General features: G+C 64.7%; 16 protein-coding genes. 11 read left to right on the top strand and 5 right to left on the bottom strand.

What is annotated here, in order from left to right:
• The first annotated feature begins 15 nt into the window (after positions 1-15).
• The gene (locus XH89_RS08345; RefSeq protein WP_194466611.1) at positions 16-1680 is read left to right on the top strand and encodes an aminotransferase class III-fold pyridoxal phosphate-dependent enzyme; all 1665 of its coding nucleotides are present in this window, start codon (positions 16-18) and stop codon (positions 1678-1680) included.
• A 350-nt stretch (positions 1681-2030) separates the two neighbouring features.
• On the opposite strand, the gene XH89_RS08340 is transcribed toward XH89_RS08345, so the two are convergent.
• The 3 genes from XH89_RS08340 to XH89_RS08330 all read right to left on the bottom strand — a co-directional run bounded on the left by XH89_RS08340 (position 2031) and on the right by XH89_RS08330 (position 4705).
• A complete protein-coding gene (locus XH89_RS08340; RefSeq protein ID WP_194466610.1) occupies positions 2031-2690 on the bottom strand; it encodes a hypothetical protein in 660 nt (219 codons plus the stop codon).
• 239 nt (positions 2691-2929) lie between these two features.
• A complete protein-coding gene (locus tag XH89_RS08335; protein ID WP_194466609.1) occupies positions 2930-3619 on the bottom strand; it encodes a methyltransferase domain-containing protein in 690 nt (229 codons plus the stop codon).
• Positions 3620-3652: 33 nt separating this feature from the next.
• Positions 3653-4705 carry a glycosyltransferase family 1 protein gene (locus tag XH89_RS08330; RefSeq protein WP_194466608.1) on the bottom strand — a complete coding sequence of 351 codons (1053 nt, stop codon included), beginning with the start codon at positions 4703-4705 and terminating at the stop codon, positions 3653-3655.
• A 274-nt stretch (positions 4706-4979) separates the two neighbouring features.
• Here XH89_RS08330 and XH89_RS08325 point away from each other — a divergent pair, with 274 nt between their 5' ends.
• Together XH89_RS08325 and XH89_RS08320 are read left to right on the top strand one after the other, a co-directional pair.
• Positions 4980-5684, top strand: a complete 705-nt coding sequence (locus XH89_RS08325) for a L,D-transpeptidase (protein WP_194466607.1) — start codon at positions 4980-4982, stop codon at positions 5682-5684.
• Between the two features lie 98 nt (positions 5685-5782).
• Entirely contained in the window at positions 5783-6280 is a 498-nt protein-coding gene (locus tag XH89_RS08320; RefSeq protein WP_194466606.1) for a GNAT family N-acetyltransferase, read from the top strand.
• A 55-nt stretch (positions 6281-6335) separates the two neighbouring features.
• Here XH89_RS08320 and XH89_RS08315 read toward each other — a convergent pair whose 3' ends face one another.
• Both XH89_RS08315 and XH89_RS08310 read right to left on the bottom strand, forming a co-directional pair.
• Positions 6336-6590, bottom strand: coding sequence for a hypothetical protein (locus tag XH89_RS08315; protein WP_194466605.1), 255 nt, complete (start codon positions 6588-6590; stop codon positions 6336-6338).
• Positions 6587-7369, bottom strand: coding sequence for a thioredoxin family protein (locus tag XH89_RS08310; protein WP_194466604.1), 783 nt, complete (start codon positions 7367-7369; stop codon positions 6587-6589). The genes XH89_RS08315 and XH89_RS08310 overlap by 4 nt, the downstream gene beginning before the upstream one ends.
• A gap of 153 nt (positions 7370-7522) precedes the next feature.
• Here XH89_RS08310 and XH89_RS08305 point away from each other — a divergent pair, with 153 nt between their 5' ends.
• The 8 genes from XH89_RS08305 (at position 7523) to XH89_RS08270 (ending at position 17198) form a co-directional block, all read left to right on the top strand.
• Positions 7523-8743 carry a helix-turn-helix domain-containing protein gene (locus tag XH89_RS08305; RefSeq protein WP_194466603.1) on the top strand — a complete coding sequence of 407 codons (1221 nt, stop codon included), beginning with the start codon at positions 7523-7525 and terminating at the stop codon, positions 8741-8743.
• A gap of 28 nt (positions 8744-8771) precedes the next feature.
• Positions 8772-9410: a glutamine cyclotransferase gene (locus XH89_RS08300; RefSeq protein ID WP_194466602.1), complete on the top strand. Its 639-nt coding sequence runs from the start codon at positions 8772-8774 to the stop codon at positions 9408-9410.
• 207 nt (positions 9411-9617) lie between these two features.
• Positions 9618-11186: a DUF4403 family protein gene (locus XH89_RS08295; protein ID WP_194466601.1), complete on the top strand. Its 1569-nt coding sequence runs from the start codon at positions 9618-9620 to the stop codon at positions 11184-11186.
• Positions 11187-11301: 115 nt separating this feature from the next.
• The gene (locus tag XH89_RS08290) at positions 11302-12411 is read left to right on the top strand and encodes an ABC transporter ATP-binding protein (RefSeq protein ID WP_194466600.1); all 1110 of its coding nucleotides are present in this window, start codon (positions 11302-11304) and stop codon (positions 12409-12411) included.
• Positions 12412-12459: 48 nt separating this feature from the next.
• Positions 12460-13509 carry an ABC transporter substrate-binding protein gene (locus tag XH89_RS08285; protein WP_194466599.1) on the top strand — a complete coding sequence of 350 codons (1050 nt, stop codon included), beginning with the start codon at positions 12460-12462 and terminating at the stop codon, positions 13507-13509.
• Between the two features lie 211 nt (positions 13510-13720).
• Positions 13721-14983: an ABC transporter permease gene (locus XH89_RS08280; RefSeq protein WP_194466598.1), complete on the top strand. Its 1263-nt coding sequence runs from the start codon at positions 13721-13723 to the stop codon at positions 14981-14983.
• Complete coding sequence (locus tag XH89_RS08275) at positions 14980-15810, top strand: ABC transporter permease (protein WP_194466597.1); 831 nt, start codon at positions 14980-14982, stop codon at positions 15808-15810. The genes XH89_RS08280 and XH89_RS08275 overlap by 4 nt, the downstream gene beginning before the upstream one ends.
• Before the next feature lie 173 nt (positions 15811-15983).
• Positions 15984-17198, top strand: coding sequence for an ABC transporter substrate-binding protein (locus XH89_RS08270; RefSeq protein WP_194466596.1), 1215 nt, complete (start codon positions 15984-15986; stop codon positions 17196-17198).
• Positions 17199-17223 lie beyond the last annotated feature (25 nt).

Here is a 17223-nt window from a genome sequence, read left to right as displayed (position 1 = left end):
TTAGCGCTTGTTGTCATGGAAACGACACTCCCGATTCTCTCGATGTCCGTGGCCGCCGCAGCCTCCGCTGCCGCCGTCCTCCCGAAGATCAAGGCGCGGGTCGAATTGTCCCGCGCCAAGCACCGCTCGCTCGCCGGCCACTCCAAGATGTCGCGCCGGGTGGCAAAGCTGCTGCCGTTCTACGAGTTCGAGGGTGACAAATATTTCGGCTGCGACGGCGCGCCAGCCAATGTGGTGATGCAGCGCAAGGACGCCTTCTTTCGTCTGGCGCGCCTCTACGCCGATCGCTACCCCCGGGGTCGCGCGATGACGAAGGAGGCGGCGGAGACGATCTCCGACCTCAACTTCACCGAAAGCTACCGCGTGCCGTTCCAGTTCTCGCGTCTCGTCCGCGAGCATCTGGGCACCTCGACCTTCATGGAGTCCTCGAGCGGCGTCACTGTCACTGATGTCGACGGCAATACGTCGTACGATCTCACCGGCTCCTACGGCGTCAACATCTTCGGCAACGACTTCTACAAGGAATGCATCGAGGGCTCCGAGAAGCGCGCGCACGCACTCGGCCCGGTGCTCGGTCCCTACCACCCCGTCATCCTCGAGAACGTGCAGCGGCTTTGCCAGATCTCGGGCCTCGACGAAGTCTCGTTCCACATGTCCGGCACCGAAGCCGTGATGCAGGCGGTGCGCCTTGCGCGCTACCACACCAAGCGCACGCATCTGGTTCGTTTCGCCGGCGCCTATCACGGCTGGTGGGGCGACGTGCAGCCCGGCGTCGGCAACCCGATCGCCGCGCACGAGACCTACACCCTGTCCGAGATATCCGAGAAGACGCTGCACGTGCTGAGGACGCGCAAGGACATCGCCTGCGTGCTGGTCAATCCGCTGCAGGGCCTGCATCCGAACGTCAACGCGCCCGGCGATTCCTCGTTGGTCGATTCCTCGCGCGGCGGTAACTTCGATCGTGTCGCCTACACCGAATGGCTGAAGAAGCTGCGCGAGATATGCACCGAGCGCGGCATCGTGCTGATCTTCGACGAAGTCTTCGTCGGCTTCCGCCTCGCCGCCGGCGGCGCCCAGGAATATTTCGGCGTCAAGGCCGACATGGTCACCTACGGCAAGAGTCTCGCCGGCGGCCTGCCGATTGGTGTCGTCTGCGGCAAGCGCGACTTGATGCGCCGCTTCCGCGACGATCGTCCCGCCGACATCTGTTTCGCCCGCGGCACCTTCAACTCGCACCCCTACGTCATGACGGCGATGGACGAGTTCCTGAGCCGGCTCGCCAGCCCGAACTTCCGCGCCATCTATGACGGGCTGGATACGACCTGGAACGGCCGCGTCGAGAAGCTCAACAAGATGATGACCGACGCCAAGCTGCCCGTGCAGTTCGCCAACTTCTCGTCGATCTGGACGGTGAAATACACCATCCCGTCCCGCTACAATTGGATGCTGCAATACTACCTTCGCGCCGAGGGCCTGGCGCTGAGCTGGGTCGGCACCGGCCGGCTGATCTTTAGCCTCAACTACACCGACGCCGACTTCGCGGAGATCGCCGACCGCTTCGTCCGCGCCGCCGAGAAGATGAAGGCCGACGGCTTCTGGTGGCACGACGGCGTGCTCACCAACAAGCAGATCAAGCGGCAGATCCTGAAAGAGATGCTGGCCAAGCGTTTTGGGCGCTGAGGCCGGCTCTTTCCACACAACCACTGTCATTCCGGGGCGGTCCGCAGGACCGAACCCGGAATCTCCAGATTCCGGGTTCGATGCTTCGCATCGCCCCGAAATGGCGGCGCTTGTGGCGAGTCCTCGCTCCACCCGCATCGTCATTGCGAGGAGCCCTTGCGACGAAGCAATCCAGAATGCTTCCATGGAGGCGGTCTGGATTGCTTCGCTGCGCTCGCAATGACGGAGTGCAAATGCGATGGCGCTGCCGCAAGCGGGCCGAGGCGAGGACCTTCCCGAGACGTGGATGCCCGGGACAAGCCCGGGCATGACGTAAACCATAGACATTCGCGATCTAGACGACGGCCGTATCAGGCGTGCTGCTCTTCGAGCGCGGGCTCGGAGATAAGGCCCAGCGTGTGCTCGGGATTGAGGTGCAGGCCGGGATCCATCAGCTCGCCGCGCATCAAAGCGAGCGGAGCGCTGCGATACAGCATCAGGTCATGGAAGGGGTCGGTCAGGATCTTGGTCATCCAGACGAGGCCGGTCTCGACGTCGCGGATGAAGAACAGGTGCACGGTGCGGAACAGAAGGCCGCCGCCGCCGACCGCGAGCCAGATCTTGGCAACCTGCCGCACGAAGTCGGTCGCATTCGCCCAGGGCGTGAACAGGCCGAACAGCGTCGGATCGACGACCAGCACCAGCGGCGAGAGCGCCCAGATCGCCATCAGCACCACCTTGCGCTGAAGGTTGTAGCCGACCTTGATCTCTTCCTTGTACTCGTGCGTCGCCTGGTTGATGTGGTCGTAATCATGCGGCTCGAAGAAGAAGTGACCGGCCTGGCGCGAGGTCATCGAGACCAGCCAGCCGACCAGCGCCGAGATCATGGGATCGACGAACAGCCAGACATAAGCAAAGAGGAAGCTCAGCGCGCTGACGAAGTGCAGGCTCTGATTGATGCGGCTGTGGTGATAGTAGCGATGGTCGTCCCAGCGCTGGATCCGCAGCTGCTCGAGGTAGTTCTTGATCATGCTCTCCCCCAAAATGCTTTCGGGTTCAGGATTTACAGAGATTCGATGTACGGCGTGTGACATCATCAATTTGTCATATGACGATGTGCAGCGACGCGGTGACGCACGGGTTACTCTCTCCCCTCACCTTGAGAAGCTTGCGAAGCATGCGTCTCGAAGGGCGAGGCCCGTTCTGCATCAGCCGGGCCTGCATGGTTCGAGACGGCGCTCGCGCGCCTCCTCACCATGAGGAGCAGCCGTTACGCCGCCTTGGCGATGTCGACCTTGCGGAAGCGCACCAGCGAGAAATGACCAAGCGGCGGAATCAGGCGGCGTTCGGCGAGCTCCATGCCCTTGGCGCCGGCGAGCCATTTGGCGTAGCGCGACCAGGCGAATTCGGCAGTACGGAAGCCGAGCGGACGCACCACCGGCTGGAGCTTCTGCTCGATGAAGCGGCGCATGCCGGTGTCGGCGCTGACGCGGGTGAGGATGATCAGCTCGCCGCCCGGACGCAGCACGCGGGCGAATTCGTCCAGCGCCTTCTCCGGGTTTGGCACAGCGGTGACGACATATTGCGCCATCACGACGTCGAAAGAATTGTCGGGGAATTCGAGCTTCTCGGCATCCATCACTGCGAGGCCCTCGACGTTCTTGAGGTTGCCTTCGCGAACGCGGCGGCGGGCCTTGTCGAGCATCGCGTCCGAAATGTCGGTGCCGAAGATGCGCAGATGCGGAGCATAGAGCGGCAGCGAGATGCCGGTGCCGACACCAACCTCGAGCACGCGACCACCGATCTTGTTGGTGGCTGCGATCGCGGCCTGACGGCCCTTGGCAAACACACCGCCGAACACGAGATCGTAGACCGGCGCCCAGCGGTCATAGGCCTGCTCGACCGAGCCACGGGTGAGGTCGAGCTGCTGGGTGCCGTCAAGGTTCATGATCTTAGCCATCGATGAGGTTCTCGCTGTGGGTCAAAGTATGAATCAACCGCGCACCGGCCACCGCGCCATGCGAGGCGAAGCGCGAAGGATGCGGCTGGGCTGAAGTGACGTGAGGTTTCCGACGAACTGGCGCGCGCTGTTCTCCCAGGAGCGCTCCAGCGCGAAGTTGCGGCAGGTCTCGCGCGACATGGTGAGCGCGCGCAGGCAGGCGGCGCGCAGATCATCGTCGATCGCGCCGATCGGATGATCAGCGATGACGTCCTTCGGGCCCGTCACCGGAAACGCCGCAACCGGCGTGCCGCAGGCGAGCGCTTCGAGTTGCACGACGCCGAACGTATCGGTGAGGCTCGGAAACACGAAGACGTCGGCGGCGGCGAGATGAGCGGTAAGATCCGCGCCCTTCTTCTCGCCGAGGAAGGCGACATCAGGATATTTCTTCTCGAGCGCCGCCTTCTGCGGACCATCGCCGACGACGACCTTGGTGCCGGGCAGATCGAGCGACAGGAACGCCTCGAGATTCTTCTCCACCGCGACGCGGCCCATGGTCATGAAGATCGGCCGCGGAAGATCCAGTTCGGCGGGGGAATCTGGGTGGAACAGCTCGGTGTTGACACCGCGCCCCCAGAAGCCGAGCCGCTTGAAGCCGCGCGCCGACAGCTCCTGCCTTAGCGACGGCGTCGCCACCATGGTCATGGCGGCGGCTTCGTGGAAGTGGCGCAGCACCGCATAGCCGACGGCATCGGGGATGCCTGTTCGTACCGAGACGTATTCCGGGAAGCGCGTCGTATAGGAGGTGGTGAAGGCCAGGCGGTTGCGGCGGCAATAGGCCCGCGCCGCCCAGCCGATCGGGCCTTCGGTGGCGATATGCAGGGCTTCGGGGGCGGCCTTCTCGATCCGCCGTGCGATCTCCTTAGCCGAAGGCAGCGCAATGCGAATGCCCGGATAGGTCGGCAGCGGCCACGACCTGAAGCCGTCAGGCGTCAGGAAGTCGATCTCGACATCGAGGGCCTTGGCGGCGGCGGCCAGCGAGGTCAGGGTCCGGACCACACCGTTGACCTGCGGATGCCAGGCGTCGGTCGCGATTAATACCCGCATGGGAAAATCCCGAGAGTTTGATGATTCTCAGGCATCGACCATCAACGAAGGATATTTCAGGCGTGTGACGTCACATAAGTGTCGGCGCGTTGTTTTGTTCGTTAACGGCGCCGCCCGGCCACGAAACTGTCATGAAACAATCCTTGCCGCGATGAAACCGTTTTCGGTTTTTCGCGCAAACGTCCCGAAACTTCTTTCCGTTAGTGATTTAGGCAACGGAGCACCGCAACGGTGCCGGGGTGACCAAGAAAACCCGCACAAACAGGGGCGACCAATGTTCAATCTGGACACGTTCAAGACGTATTCGCGCGCCGTTGCTTGCAGTGCAGTGGCCGTTACCGCAATCGCGTTCGCCGGCCCGGCCAAAGCCGCACCCGTGCAGCTCTTCCCGTTCTTCCAGCCACTGCCTGCGATGACCGCGCCGCAGCCGCTTCAGCCGTACCAGCCCTATTCTGCGCCGACCTATCAGACCGCTCCGTCCGAGGATCAGGATGCCGTCGAGACGCCGGCCCGCTTCCGCCGCCAGACCGTTTCCTATGCCACGCGCGAAGCGCCAGGCACGATCATCATCGATACGCCCAACACTTATCTCTACTACGTGCTCGGTAACGGCCAGGCGATCCGCTACGGCATCGGCGTCGGCCGCGACGGCTTCACCTGGTCCGGCACCCAGTCGGTGACCAAGAAGGCCGAGTGGCCGGACTGGACCCCGCCGCCGGAAATGATCCAGCGCCAGCCCTATCTGCCGCGCCACATGGCCGGCGGCCCCGGCAACCCGTTAGGGGCCCGCGCCATGTATCTCGGCGGCACCGTCTACCGCATCCACGGCACCAACGCCCCCGAAACCATCGGCAAGCACGTCTCCTCCGGCTGCATTCGCCTGACCAATGACGACGTCACCGACCTCTACTCCCGCGTCAGCGTCGGCACCAAGGTGGTCGTGCTGCCGATGACGGAGCGGCGCGCCGAGCTTCGGTAACGCGGCGCGCGGAAGACTTCGAAATGCGAACGGCCCCGGCGATGTCGGGGCCGTTTTTGTTGGGGCCACATGGTCCGTCGTAGGATATCGTGCCCCGGATGATCAGACTGCTCACACCCGCAGATGCCGCGCTCTATCGTGCGATCAGGCTGGAAGCGCTGTCGGCGCATCCCGAGGCTTTCGCCAGCACCTTCGCGCGCGAGCAGGATAAGCCCCTCGCCTGGTTCGAGGAGCGCCTCACCACCTCGGACGTGTTCGGCGCGTTCATCGACGGCGAGATCGTTGGCGTGGCCGGCTTCCGCCGGCAGGATGGTCCTCAGACCCTGCACAAGGCCGATCTCTGGGGCATGTATGTGCGACATCAGGCAGGGCGAGCCGGCGTCGGCCGGCGCCTCGTCGACACGATCGTTGCTCATGCCGCAAAGCACGTCGAAAAGCTCCAGCTGAGCGTGATGAGCAAGAATGAGGCGGCGCTGCGCCTTTACAGGGCCGCCGGCTTCGTCGAATACAGCCGCGAGGTGAAGGCCTTCAAGCAGAATGGCCGGTATTTTGATGAAGTGCTGATGGAATTGTTCGTCGACGGAAGCGGTCAATGACAAAGACGGCCCTGGTGAGACCGGGGCCGTCTGCGATTTTACGCCGATGATCGGCTTATGCTCGCCGTCCCGACAGCAGCCGCAGCCAGGCCGCCGAATGAAACGCACTCATCAGGAGATACATCGGTACCATCCCGCCCAGCGACAGGCCGTGGCCTGCGGAGCACATGTCCGCCGAGCCGCCGAGCACGGCCGTCAGTACGGCCATGACCGCGAAGGTCGGCGTGGCCGCAAGACCCAGCCATCGGGCAAGCTGGGATGCGGCCTCGCTGCCGTCACGTCTGGCGCTGGCGCAATGGACGTCGCTCATTGCGCGCCCGGAGCACGGAGCGCGATCTCACCAGCGTCCGTGATCTCGACCCACTTCTTGTCGGGCTCCGCACCCGCCTCGTAGCTGTCGTGCCAGTTCCACCATTTGTAGGTCGGCGTCTGCGGATAACCTTTCGGCGAATCCTCCCAGACTTCTTGCCGGCCGAGCGGGGTGATGTCGAGATAGTTCCAGGTGCCGCCCATCTGCTCGTCGCCGCGGCTCTTGATCAGATAGGTGCGGAAGATGCGCGTCCCGTCGCGGAAGAACACGTTGGTGCCGTGCCACTCGTCGACGCCGAAATCGGCATCAAAGCTGTCGGTGATGGTGACCCAGGGGATGTTCCAGCCCATCCGCGCCTTCAGCCTTGCGATGTCGGCCTGCGGGGCGCGCGAGGCGAACACCAGCGTGGTGTCACGGGCGTTCAGGTGGGAGACATGGGCGACCTGGTCAGCCACCATGGAGCAGCCGCGGCAGGCATGGTCGGGCCAGCCGAACACGCCCGGCTCGAAGAAGGCCCGATACAGGATCAGCTGGTGCCGGCCCTGGAACAGATCGAGCAGACTGGCCTTGCCTGAGGGCGTCTCGAATGCGTAGGCTTTGGTCACCTCCATCCACGGCATGCGCCGGCGTTCGGCGGCGAGTGCGTCGCGGGCGCGGGTGTGTGCCTTCTCCTTCACCAGCAGTTGCTGTCGGGCTGCCTCCCACTCCTGCGGCGACACGACCGGCGGTGTCTGCATGGCGGTCTGTCCGTTAGTCGCTGCTTTGCCTGCTGATGTCATGATAGCTCTCCAAACCTCTTGCGTGACGTCTCGCTCGGGCAGCCATCCCGCCTCTCGCGGAACCGCTCGCCCCTCGCCGCACATCGTCGGCCGTCCACGATTTCTGGCACCAGACGGTTGCGCAGTGGGAGTAACAAGTGTGGCGGGATTTCCATGGAGTCGCTGATCACGGCCGCCGCCCGCGCGCTCGAAGCCGGCGATCCGCTCGGCGCCCTGAACCGCGTCGCGCTGCGCAACGATGCGCCGTCGCTGGCGCTACGCGGCATCGCGATGGCGCAGCTCGGCGATCTCGCCAAGGCCAAGGCACTGCTGCGAAGCGCCGCCCGCGCCTTCGGTCCGAGGGAAGCCGTCGCGCGCGCAAGGTGCGTGGTGGCCGAGGCCGAGATCGCGCTGGTCTTGCGCGATCTGAACTGGCCCGTGAAGGCGCTCGCGGCGGCGCGCGCGACGCTCGAGAAGCACGGCGATCTCGCCAATGCCGCCCATGCGGGTCACATCGAGGCGCGGCGCCTTCTCCTCCTCGGCCGCATCGACGAGGCCGAACGCACATTGGCCGAGCTTGCCGCCAGCCCGCTTCCGCCTGCTTCACAGGTCGTCCGCGAACTCATCGTCGCCGGCATCGCCATCAGGCGGGTCAGAACGAAGGATGCGCGCGACGCGCTCGCGCGCGCGGCGAAGGCAGCCCGGCTGGCGAAAATCCCGACGCTCCTCGCCGAGGTCGACAGCGCGAACCTCATTCTGAACACGCCGGCCGCGCGCCTGATCGTGCGCGGCGACGAGCACCCCTTGTTGCTCGGCGAGGTCGAGCGCCTCGCGACCTCGACGGCACTCGTCGTCGACACCTTTCATCACGTCGTGCGCAGGCAGGGCACGGCCGTATCGCTGGGAACGCGGCCGGTGCTGTTCGCGCTCGCCCGCACTCTGGCGCAAGCCTGGCCTGCGGATGTGTCGCGAGAGATCTTGATCGCCGGCGCGTTCCGCGCGAAGCACGCCGATGAATCGCACCGCGCGCGGCTGCGGGTCGAGATCGGGCGGCTCCGCACCCACCTCAAGCCGCTCGCCGACATCAGCGCGACGAAGCAGGGTTTCGTGCTGGCGCCGCGGAAGACGCGCGATGTCCTCGTGCTGGCGCGGCCGGTCGAGGAGAAGCACGCCACTGTCCTCGCCTTCCTGTCCGATGGCGAGCCGTGGTCGAGCTCGGCGCTTGCGCTGGCGCTGGGAACGAGCCCGCGCACGGTGCAACGGGCGCTCGACGAGCTGGCGCGATCGAACAAGGTGCAATCGTTCGGGCACGGCCGCGCGCGGCGCTGGATGACCCCGCCAGTCCCCGGTTTCCCGACAGGCTTGTTACTCCCCGGATTGCCCCTGAAGACGTAAAGTCGATCACCTCACAGGGATGAAGCACATGAAACGTTCAACCGCCGAGATCGTCAGGGAGTACGGGCCCTTTCCGGGCGTCGAAGCCGTGCATGGCGTCTCCTATGATGGCGCCCATGTCTGGTTCGCGTCCGGCGACAAATTGAATGAGCTCGATCCCGATAGCGGCAAGATCGCGCGCTCCATCGATGTCGCCGCGCATGCGGGAACGGCGTTCGACGGACGGCACCTGTTCCAGATCGCGGAAGACCGCATCCAGAAGATCGACGCCGCGACCGGCCAGGTGCTCACCACGATTCCCGCGCCCGGTGGCGGCGGCGATTCCGGATTGGCCTGGGCCGAGGGCTCGCTCTGGGTCGGGCAATATCGCGAGCGGAAAATCCATCAGGTCGACCCCGATACGGGGACGGTCGTTCGCACCATCGAAAGCAATCGCTTCGTGACCGGCGTCACCTGGGTCGATGGCGAGCTCTGGCACGGCACCTGGGAGGGCGAGGACAGCGACGTCAGGCGGATCGACCCTGACACGGGCAAGGTGCTCGAGCAGCTCGATATGCCCGAGGGGACAATGGTCTCGGGGCTGGAATCCGACGGCGGCGATCGCCTGTTCTGCGGCGGCGGCGCCTCCGGCAAGGTGAGAGCGATTCGGCGTCCGAAGCGTGGCTAAAGCATGATCCGGAAAAGTGCGAAGCGGTTTTCCGAAAAGATCATGCTCAAACAATAACCTAAAGCGCGATGACGGTTCACCCTAATCTCATCGCGCTTTGGAGCGCTTCCGTTAACCCGTTCGCCCCAATTCCACCCCATCGGTGCGCTCTAGCGCCCTCCTCGCCCGCCCTGTAAAATCCTCCTTGGGGCGCGGCTTGGGGGATTGATGCGACTGACGTTGAACTTGAAGACGATCCTGATCGGCGTCGCGGTGCTCGCGGCGTCGTTCTTCATCAGCCTGAAGGCGATGGACTGGCTCGCGCCGAGCGCGACCAATTCGGCGCCGCCGGTCGCACAACTGCCGCCGCTGCCGCCGACCTCGCGCAGTTCGATCGTGGTAGCGCCGGTCGCGATCGCGCTGTCGGCGATCCGCGACCAGGCCGAGAAGGCCTCGCCGCGCAACTTCGCCGGCAAGGCCGACAACCCGATCTCGCAGATCCTGGAAAACGCCGATATCGGCTGGACCGCCGCCCGCGGGCCGATGTCGGCGACCGGCGACAAGGACGTGCTGACGCTGTCGACGCCGATCACCGGCAAGCTGAACGTCACAGGATCGCTGTCGGCGAAGGCCACCGGCGCGCTCGGCGATGCCTTGGGCAGCGTGCTCGGCGGCGATGCGGCGAAGCGGATCGGCGCGGTCAACATCAAGAATTTGAACGCCAGCGCGGAGATCAAGGGCAATGTGGTCGTCACCTCACGCCCGAAGCTCGCCGCCGCCTGGCATCTCGAACCCAATCTCGGCGCGCAGGTCAATCTCGGCGATACCAACCTCAACGTCGCCGGTGCCAAGGTCAACGTGCCGGCGCAGGTCAAGCCGCTGATCGACAAGACGGTCGGCGATCAGCTCAACGTCGTCGCCGAGCGCATCCGCAACGACCCCAGCCTGCGCGAGAACGCGAAGGTGCAATGGGCCAAGGCCTGCCGCTCGATCCCCCTGCAAGGCAGCGGTTCCTCGGCATCACTGCCGCCGCTCTGGCTGGAGATGAAGCCGACCCGCGCCATCGCCGCGCAGCCGCGCGTCGATGCGCAGGCCGTGACGCTGCTGCTTGGCCTGGAGGCCGAGACGCGCGTGACCACGACGCAGACCAAACCGGACTGCCCATTCCCGGACAAGATCTCGATCGTGCCGCCGACCGGTACCGGCGTGAATATCGGCGTTCCCATCGACGTGCCCTTCACCGAGATCAACAAGCTGATCGCGAGCCAGATGGTCGGCCACACCTATCCCGAGGACGGCTCCGGTCCGGTCGAGGTCACGGTAAAGAACGTCAACGTCGTCCCCTCGGGCGAGCGGCTCCTGATCTCGCTGCTGGTCCGCGCCAAGGAGAAGAAGAGCTGGCTCGGCTTGGGCGCCGAGGCGACCGTGCACATCTGGGGCCGGCCGATGCTGGACCAGGAACAGCAGACGTTGCGGCTCGCCGACATCCAGCTCGCGGTGGAATCCGAGGCGGCCTTCGGCCTGCTCGGCGCGGCCGCCCGCACGGTGGTGCCGCACCTGCAGCAGGCTCTGGTGCAAAAGGCGACGCTCGATCTGAAGCCGATCGCCGCCAACGCGCGCGAGAAGATCGCAGCCGCAATCGCCGACTATCAGAAGAACGAGGATGGCCTCAAGGTCGAGGCCGTCATCAGCAGTCTCACCCTCGCCGACATCGCCTTCGATTCCAAGACGCTGCGCGTGGTCGCGGAAGCCGGCGGCTCATTGAACGTGTCCGTGACCAGACTGTCGGGGATGTAGCGCGCTCATCATGTCCTCCCGCGCCGCTGGCATTCTCGCCCGGGGATGCTAAGCTGCTGCTCGGAAGCTCGAACGAGGTGCTGACAGCACCTTTAGGGGACAACGCGAGGACAACATGGAAGCCGGCATGGTCACGCCTGCGCCGGCATTGGTGCGCTTTTCCGGCATTCAGAAGACCTATGATGGCGAGCATCTCGTGGTGAAGAACCTCGACCTCGACATCAGGAAGGGCGAGTTCATCACGCTGCTCGGCCCGTCGGGCTCGGGCAAGACAACGACGCTGATGATGCTGGCCGGCTTCGAGGTTCCGACCCAGGGCGAGATCTACCTCGCGGACCGTCCCATCAAAAACATGCCCCCGCACAAGCGCGACATCGGCATGGTATTCCAGAACTATGCGCTGTTTCCGCACCTGACGATCGAGGAGAACGTCGCCTTCCCGCTCTCCGTCCGCAAGACGAGCAAGGCGGAAACCCAGGCGCGCGTCAAGGCAGCGCTGCGCATGATCAAGATGGAGACAATGGCGCAGCGACGGCCCGGGCAACTCTCCGGCGGGCAGCAGCAGCGCGTGGCGCTGGCCCGCGCGCTGGTCTTCAATCCGCAGCTCGTGCTGATGGACGAGCCGCTCGGTGCGCTGGACAAGCGCCTGCGCGAGCAGATGCAACTGGAGATCAAGCAGCTGCACGAGACCATGGGCATCACCATCGTCTACGTCACCCATGACCAGAGCGAAGCGCTCACCATGTCGGACCGCATCGCCGTGTTCAACGACGGCATCGTGCAGCAGATCGACAGGCCCGATGCGCTCTACGAGCGCCCCGTCAACAGCTTCGTTGCCAACTTCGTCGGCGAGAACAACGTGCTCTCGGGCACGGTCGAGACGATCGACAAGGACACTTGCCGCGTCGCGCTGGCGGCCGGCGGCGCCGTGACCGCACGGGCGATCAATGTGTCAGGCGCGGGCGCAGCGACGTCGCTGTCGGTCAGGCCCGAGCGGATCGCCATCATCCCGGACGGCACCTCCAGCGACGGACCGAACCTTCTGCCGGCCAAGGTGCAGAGCACCATCTATCTCGGCGACCACGCACTCGCCGTGCTCGATGTCGCAGGAAATGCCGAATTCATGGTCAAGCTTCAGCCGGGAGCGCATGACGGCCTGAAACACGGCGAGAGGGTGTTCATCAGCTTCCGCCCCGAGGACTGCCTCGCCCTCGATCCGGTTTGATCCAGCTATCGACTTCAACCCAATGCACACGAAGAAGGAACAAGGACCATGATGAAACGCAACATTGCTCTGGGTTTCGCCGCGGCGTTCACCGCCAGCGCTGCGCTGGCGACGGTCGCGCAGGCGCGTGACCTCACTGTCGTGTCGTGGGGCGGCGCGTATCAGGATGCCCAGAAGAAGGTCTATTTCGAGCCGTTCAAGAAGGCATCCGGCGTTGCCATGAACGACGAGTCCTGGGACGGCGGCATCGGCGTGTTGCGCGCCAAGGTGCAGGGGGGCGCCGCCACCTGGGACGTCGTCCAGGTCGAGAGCGACGAGCTCGCCGTCGGCTGTGACGAAGGCCTGTTCGAGAAGATGGACTATACCAAGATCGGCGGCGAGGCCGCCTACATCAAGCCGTCCGTCAACCCTTGCGGCGTCGGCGCCATCCTCTACGATTTCGTGCTCGGCTACGACAAGGACAAGCTGAAGGACGCACCGAAAGGCTGGGCCGACTTCTTCGACACCAAGAAGATCCCGGGCAAGCGCGCGCTGCGTCAGGGCCCGAAGACCACGCTCGAGATCGCGCTGATGGCCGACGGCGTGCCGCCGAAGGACGTCTACAAGGTGCTGGCGACCGACGAAGGCGTCGAGCGCGCCTTCAAGAAGCTCGACACCATCAAGGGCGACCTCGTCTGGTGGAAGGCGGGCGCCCAGCCGCCGCAACTGCTCGCCTCCGGCGAGGTGGTGATGACCTCGGTCTACAATGGCCGCATCGACACCGCGAACAAGAACGAGAAGAAGAATTTCGGCATGGTGTGGGACGGCGCGCTGTTCACACTCGACAGCTGGGTCATCCTGAAGGGCAGCCCGAACAAGGACGCCGCCTACAAATTCCTCGACTTCGCCGGCAAGGCGGAAAACCAGTCGAAACTGTCGGAGAACATCGCCTACGGCACCTCGAACAAGGACGCCGCCGGCCTGTTACAGCCCGCCGTGCTGAAGGATCTGCCAACCGCGCCTGACAACATCAAGAACGCGATCGAGATCAACGTGGCGTTCTGGCTCGAGAACATCGACAAGCTGACCGAGCGCTTCAACAAATGGGCCGCAAAATAGCGCGCGCCGAAGTGCGGCGCGCATTGAGAGCAATTCCGTTGCGGCCATCCTTCGAGACGCCCGCCTTTGGCGGGCTCCTCAGGATGAGGGCGGAGTGCGTGGCGGCTATTTCACGAGCCCGGCTGTCGATGAGCCTCATCCTGAGAAGACCGCGAAGCGGTCGTCTCGAAGGACGAGGCGTGCGCTCAGACCGCTCCAAAAGGCCCTCCCGATGACAACAGCGTCCCTGACCGGCGCGGATGCCACGACGAACGTGCCGCTCAAGCGCCGCCTGAAGCGGGCAGAGCGCGCGCGCCAGCTCAAGGCGTTTGCGCTTGTCGGGCCGCTGCTGCTGTTCCTCCTCTTCACCTTCGCCGGGCCCATCGCCGGCATGCTGTGGCACGCGGTCGATGACCGCGAGGTGCGCCAGGTTCTGCCGCAAACCGTCGCGGCCCTCGCTGGTTGGGACGGCAAGGACCTGCCGGACGAGAAGGCCTACGCGGCGCTGGCAAGCGATCTCCAGGCAGCACGCGCCGCCGGCACCATCGCCATCGCCGCCAAGCGGCTCAATTACGCCCAAAACGGCTTTCGCACGATCCTCTTCAGCACCGCACGCAATCTGAAGGCAGCGCCGGAAGCAGGCACGGCAAAGGAAACGCTGGGCAAGATCAACCCGGCCTGGCGCGAGCGCAGCACCTGGACGACGATCAAGGGCGCCAGTGGTCCGATCACCAGCTTCTACCTGCTGGGAGCGCTCGACCTCGTCAGGAACGCGGACGGTGCGATCGTCGCGGCGCCGCCGGATCAGGCCATCTACCGCGAGGTTTTCGCCCGCACCTTCCTCATCAGCCTCGGTGTCACGGCCCTGTGCCTGATGCTTGGCTTTCCTGTCGCCTATTTGCTGGCGACGCTCCCGGCGGGCCGGTCGAACCTCCTGATGATCTTCGTGCTGCTGCCGTTCTGGACCTCGCTGCTGGTCCGCACCTGCGCCTGGATCGTGCTGTTGCAGAGCAAGGGCGTCGTCAACGACAGCCTGCACTGGCTCGGCATCATCGACGAGCCGCTGCGCCTGATCTACAACCGCTTCGGCGTTTGCGTCGCCATGACCCACGTGCTGCTGCCGTTCATGATCCTGCCGCTGTACAGCAGCATGAAGGCGATCTCGCCGGCCTATATGCGGGCCGCCGCCTCGCTCGGCGCGCCGCCCCTCACCGCCTTTCTGCGCATCTATTTGCCGCAGACGCTGCCCGGCATCGGCGCGGGAAGCCTGCTCGTCTTCATCCTGGCGCTCGGCTACTACATCACGCCCGCGCTGGTCGGCGGCGCCGCCGACCAGATGATCAGCTACTTCATCGCGCTCTACACCACCGAAACTGCCAATTGGGGCCTTGCTTCCGCGCTCGGAGCGGTGCTGCTGCTCGCAACCGTTCTGCTCGCGCTCGTCTACGGCAAGCTGGTGCAGGGCCAGCAGGTCACGGGAGGGATGAAGAATTGAGCGACGCGCCTTCCATCCGCACGTCGAGCCAGCGCATCGCCTGGGCCGCGACCATCCTCGTCTCCACGCTGGTGTTCATCTTCCTGATCGCGCCGATTCTCGCGATCATGCCGCTGTCCTTCAGCTCCGGCTCCTACCTCACCTATCCGCTGCCGGGCTTCTCCTTGCGCTGGTACGACGACTTCATCAATTCGCCGCGCTGGATGAATTCGCTGAAGAACAGCATGATCATCGGCGTCGCCTCGACGCTGCTGTCGATGGTGCTCGGCACGCTGGCAGCGCTGGGGCTGGCGCAGTGGAAGAGCCGGTTCAAGCCGCTGGTGCTGGCTTTCGTGCTGTCGCCGGTCGTCGTGCCCGGCGTCATCACCGCAGTGGGTCTTTATTTCTTCTTCGCGCCGATCGGCCTCACCGGCAGCTATCTCGGCCTGATCCTAGCTCACACCGCGCTGGCAACGCCGTTCGTGGTCATCACGGTCGGCGCGACTCTGCAAAGCTTCGACACCAATTTGGCCCGCGCTGCCGCCTCGCTCGGCGCCTCGCCGCTTGAAGCGTTCCGCCGCGTGATCCTGCCGCTGATCCTGCCTGGTCTCGCCTCAGGCGCGCTGTTCGCCTTCGCGACCAGCTTCGACGAGGTGGTGATCGTGCTGTTCATGGCAGGGCCGGAGCAGCGTACCCTTCCGCGCGAAATGTTCAGCGGCATCCGCGAGAACATCAGCCCGACTATCACGGCAGCGGCGGTGATCCTGACCACGGTCTCGGTGATCCTGCTTGCAACACTGGAAGGTTTGCGCCGGCGCAACGAACGGCTCAAGGGCGGCGTCACGTAATTGGCGTCGCCCTTTTTCCTTCTCCCCTTGTTGTGGGAGAAGGAAAAACACCGTCGCCCCCTAATTATTTCCCAGCCAGCCGCATGCCTCCCCGCCTTTGCCCCCGCGACGGTTTGTCGCTACAACAGTCCCCGCAACAATGCCCCAAACAACAACGCTGAGGGAGAAACTCCATGCATAAACTCATCGCCGCCGTCGCGGCCAGCTTCGCCGTCGCTGCAAGCTGCGGCACGGCGCAGGCGCAGATTTCCGACAATGTCGTCAAGCTCGGCGTGCTCACGGACATGTCGAGCCTCTATGCCGACGCGACCGGCAAGGGCTCGCTCGCCGCGGTCGAGATGGCCGTCGCCGATTACGGCGGCAAGGTCGCAGGGGTGCCGATCCAGGTCGTGTCCGCCGACCACCAGAACAAGCCCGACGTCGGCGTCAATATCGCCCGCAACTGGTATGACAACGACAAGGTCGATGCGATCATGGACGTGCCGACCTCCTCGGTCGCGCTGCCGATCTCGGCGCTTACGCGCGAGAAGAACAAGATCAACATCAATTCGGGCGGCGGCTCCTCCGACATCACGGGCGTCGCCTGCTCGCCCAACACGGTGCACTGGACTTACGACACCTACGCGCTGTCGAACGTCGCCGGCAAGGCGATGGTCAAGCGCGGCGAGGACACCTGGTTCTTCGTCACCGCCGACTACGCCTTCGGCATGGCGCTCGAGCGCGACGCTGCCAATGTCGTCAAGGAGAGCGGCGGCAAGGTGCTCGGCGACGTCCGCCATCCGCTCAACTCGTCGGACTTCTCCTCCTTCCTGCTCCAGGCCCAGGCCTCCAAGGCCAAGGTGGTCGCGCTGGCGAACGCCGGCGGCGACACCACCAATGCGCTGAAGCAGGCGGCCGAGTTCGGCATCACGCAAGGCGGCCAGAAGATGATCGCCCTCTTGATGGAGATCACCGACGTTCACTCGCTCGGCATCAAGGCGACACAAGGACTGATCATCACCGATGCGTTCTACTGGGACACGAATGACGAGACGCGCGCCTTCTCCAAGCGCTTCAACGACAAGGTCGGCCACATGCCGACCATGATCCAGGCCGGCCTCTATTCGGCGACCATGCATTATCTGAAGGCGATCGAGGCCATCAAGACTGACGAGGCGCCTAAGGTGATGGAGCAGATGCGCAAGACGCCGATCAACGACTTCTTCGCCAAGAATGGCAAGATCCGCATCGACGGCCGCATGGTCCACGACATGAATCTGTTCGAGGTCAAGAAGCCCGAGGAGTCCAAGGGCGAGTGGGACCTCTACAAGCTGATCGCCACAGTGTCCGGCGACGACGCCTTCCGTCCGCTCGACAAGGGCGGTTGCCCGCTGGTGAAGGGGAATTGAGCATTCTCTCGCTCTCCCCGCTCGC

The sequence above is a fragment of the Bradyrhizobium sp. CCBAU 53340 genome, assembly GCF_015291645.1.
Taxonomy (GTDB): domain Bacteria; phylum Pseudomonadota; class Alphaproteobacteria; order Rhizobiales; family Xanthobacteraceae; genus Bradyrhizobium.
This window is presented reverse-complemented; position numbering and strand designations above follow the sequence as displayed.

Excerpts from the sequence above, each read along its gene's own strand:
- XH89_RS08345 (WP_194466611.1), top strand. The coding sequence starts at position 16 with ATGGAAACGACACTCCCGATTCTCTCGATGTCCGTGGCCGCCGCAGCC.
- XH89_RS08340 (WP_194466610.1), bottom strand. The coding sequence starts at position 2,690 with ATGATCAAGAACTACCTCGAGCAGCTGCGGATCCAGCGCTGGGACGAC.
- XH89_RS08335 (WP_194466609.1), bottom strand. The coding sequence starts at position 3,619 with ATGGCTAAGATCATGAACCTTGACGGCACCCAGCAGCTCGACCTCACC.
- XH89_RS08330 (WP_194466608.1), bottom strand. The coding sequence starts at position 4,705 with ATGCGGGTATTAATCGCGACCGACGCCTGGCATCCGCAGGTCAACGGT.
- XH89_RS08325 (WP_194466607.1), top strand. The coding sequence starts at position 4,980 with ATGTTCAATCTGGACACGTTCAAGACGTATTCGCGCGCCGTTGCTTGC.
- XH89_RS08320 (WP_194466606.1), top strand. The coding sequence starts at position 5,783 with ATGATCAGACTGCTCACACCCGCAGATGCCGCGCTCTATCGTGCGATC.
- XH89_RS08315 (WP_194466605.1), bottom strand. The coding sequence starts at position 6,590 with ATGAGCGACGTCCATTGCGCCAGCGCCAGACGTGACGGCAGCGAGGCC.
- XH89_RS08310 (WP_194466604.1), bottom strand. The coding sequence starts at position 7,369 with ATGACATCAGCAGGCAAAGCAGCGACTAACGGACAGACCGCCATGCAG.
- XH89_RS08305 (WP_194466603.1), top strand. The coding sequence starts at position 7,523 with ATGGAGTCGCTGATCACGGCCGCCGCCCGCGCGCTCGAAGCCGGCGAT.
- XH89_RS08300 (WP_194466602.1), top strand. The coding sequence starts at position 8,772 with ATGAAACGTTCAACCGCCGAGATCGTCAGGGAGTACGGGCCCTTTCCG.
- XH89_RS08295 (WP_194466601.1), top strand. The coding sequence starts at position 9,618 with ATGCGACTGACGTTGAACTTGAAGACGATCCTGATCGGCGTCGCGGTG.
- XH89_RS08290 (WP_194466600.1), top strand. The coding sequence starts at position 11,302 with ATGGAAGCCGGCATGGTCACGCCTGCGCCGGCATTGGTGCGCTTTTCC.
- XH89_RS08285 (WP_194466599.1), top strand. The coding sequence starts at position 12,460 with ATGATGAAACGCAACATTGCTCTGGGTTTCGCCGCGGCGTTCACCGCC.
- XH89_RS08280 (WP_194466598.1), top strand. The coding sequence starts at position 13,721 with ATGACAACAGCGTCCCTGACCGGCGCGGATGCCACGACGAACGTGCCG.
- XH89_RS08270 (WP_194466596.1), top strand. The coding sequence starts at position 15,984 with ATGCATAAACTCATCGCCGCCGTCGCGGCCAGCTTCGCCGTCGCTGCA.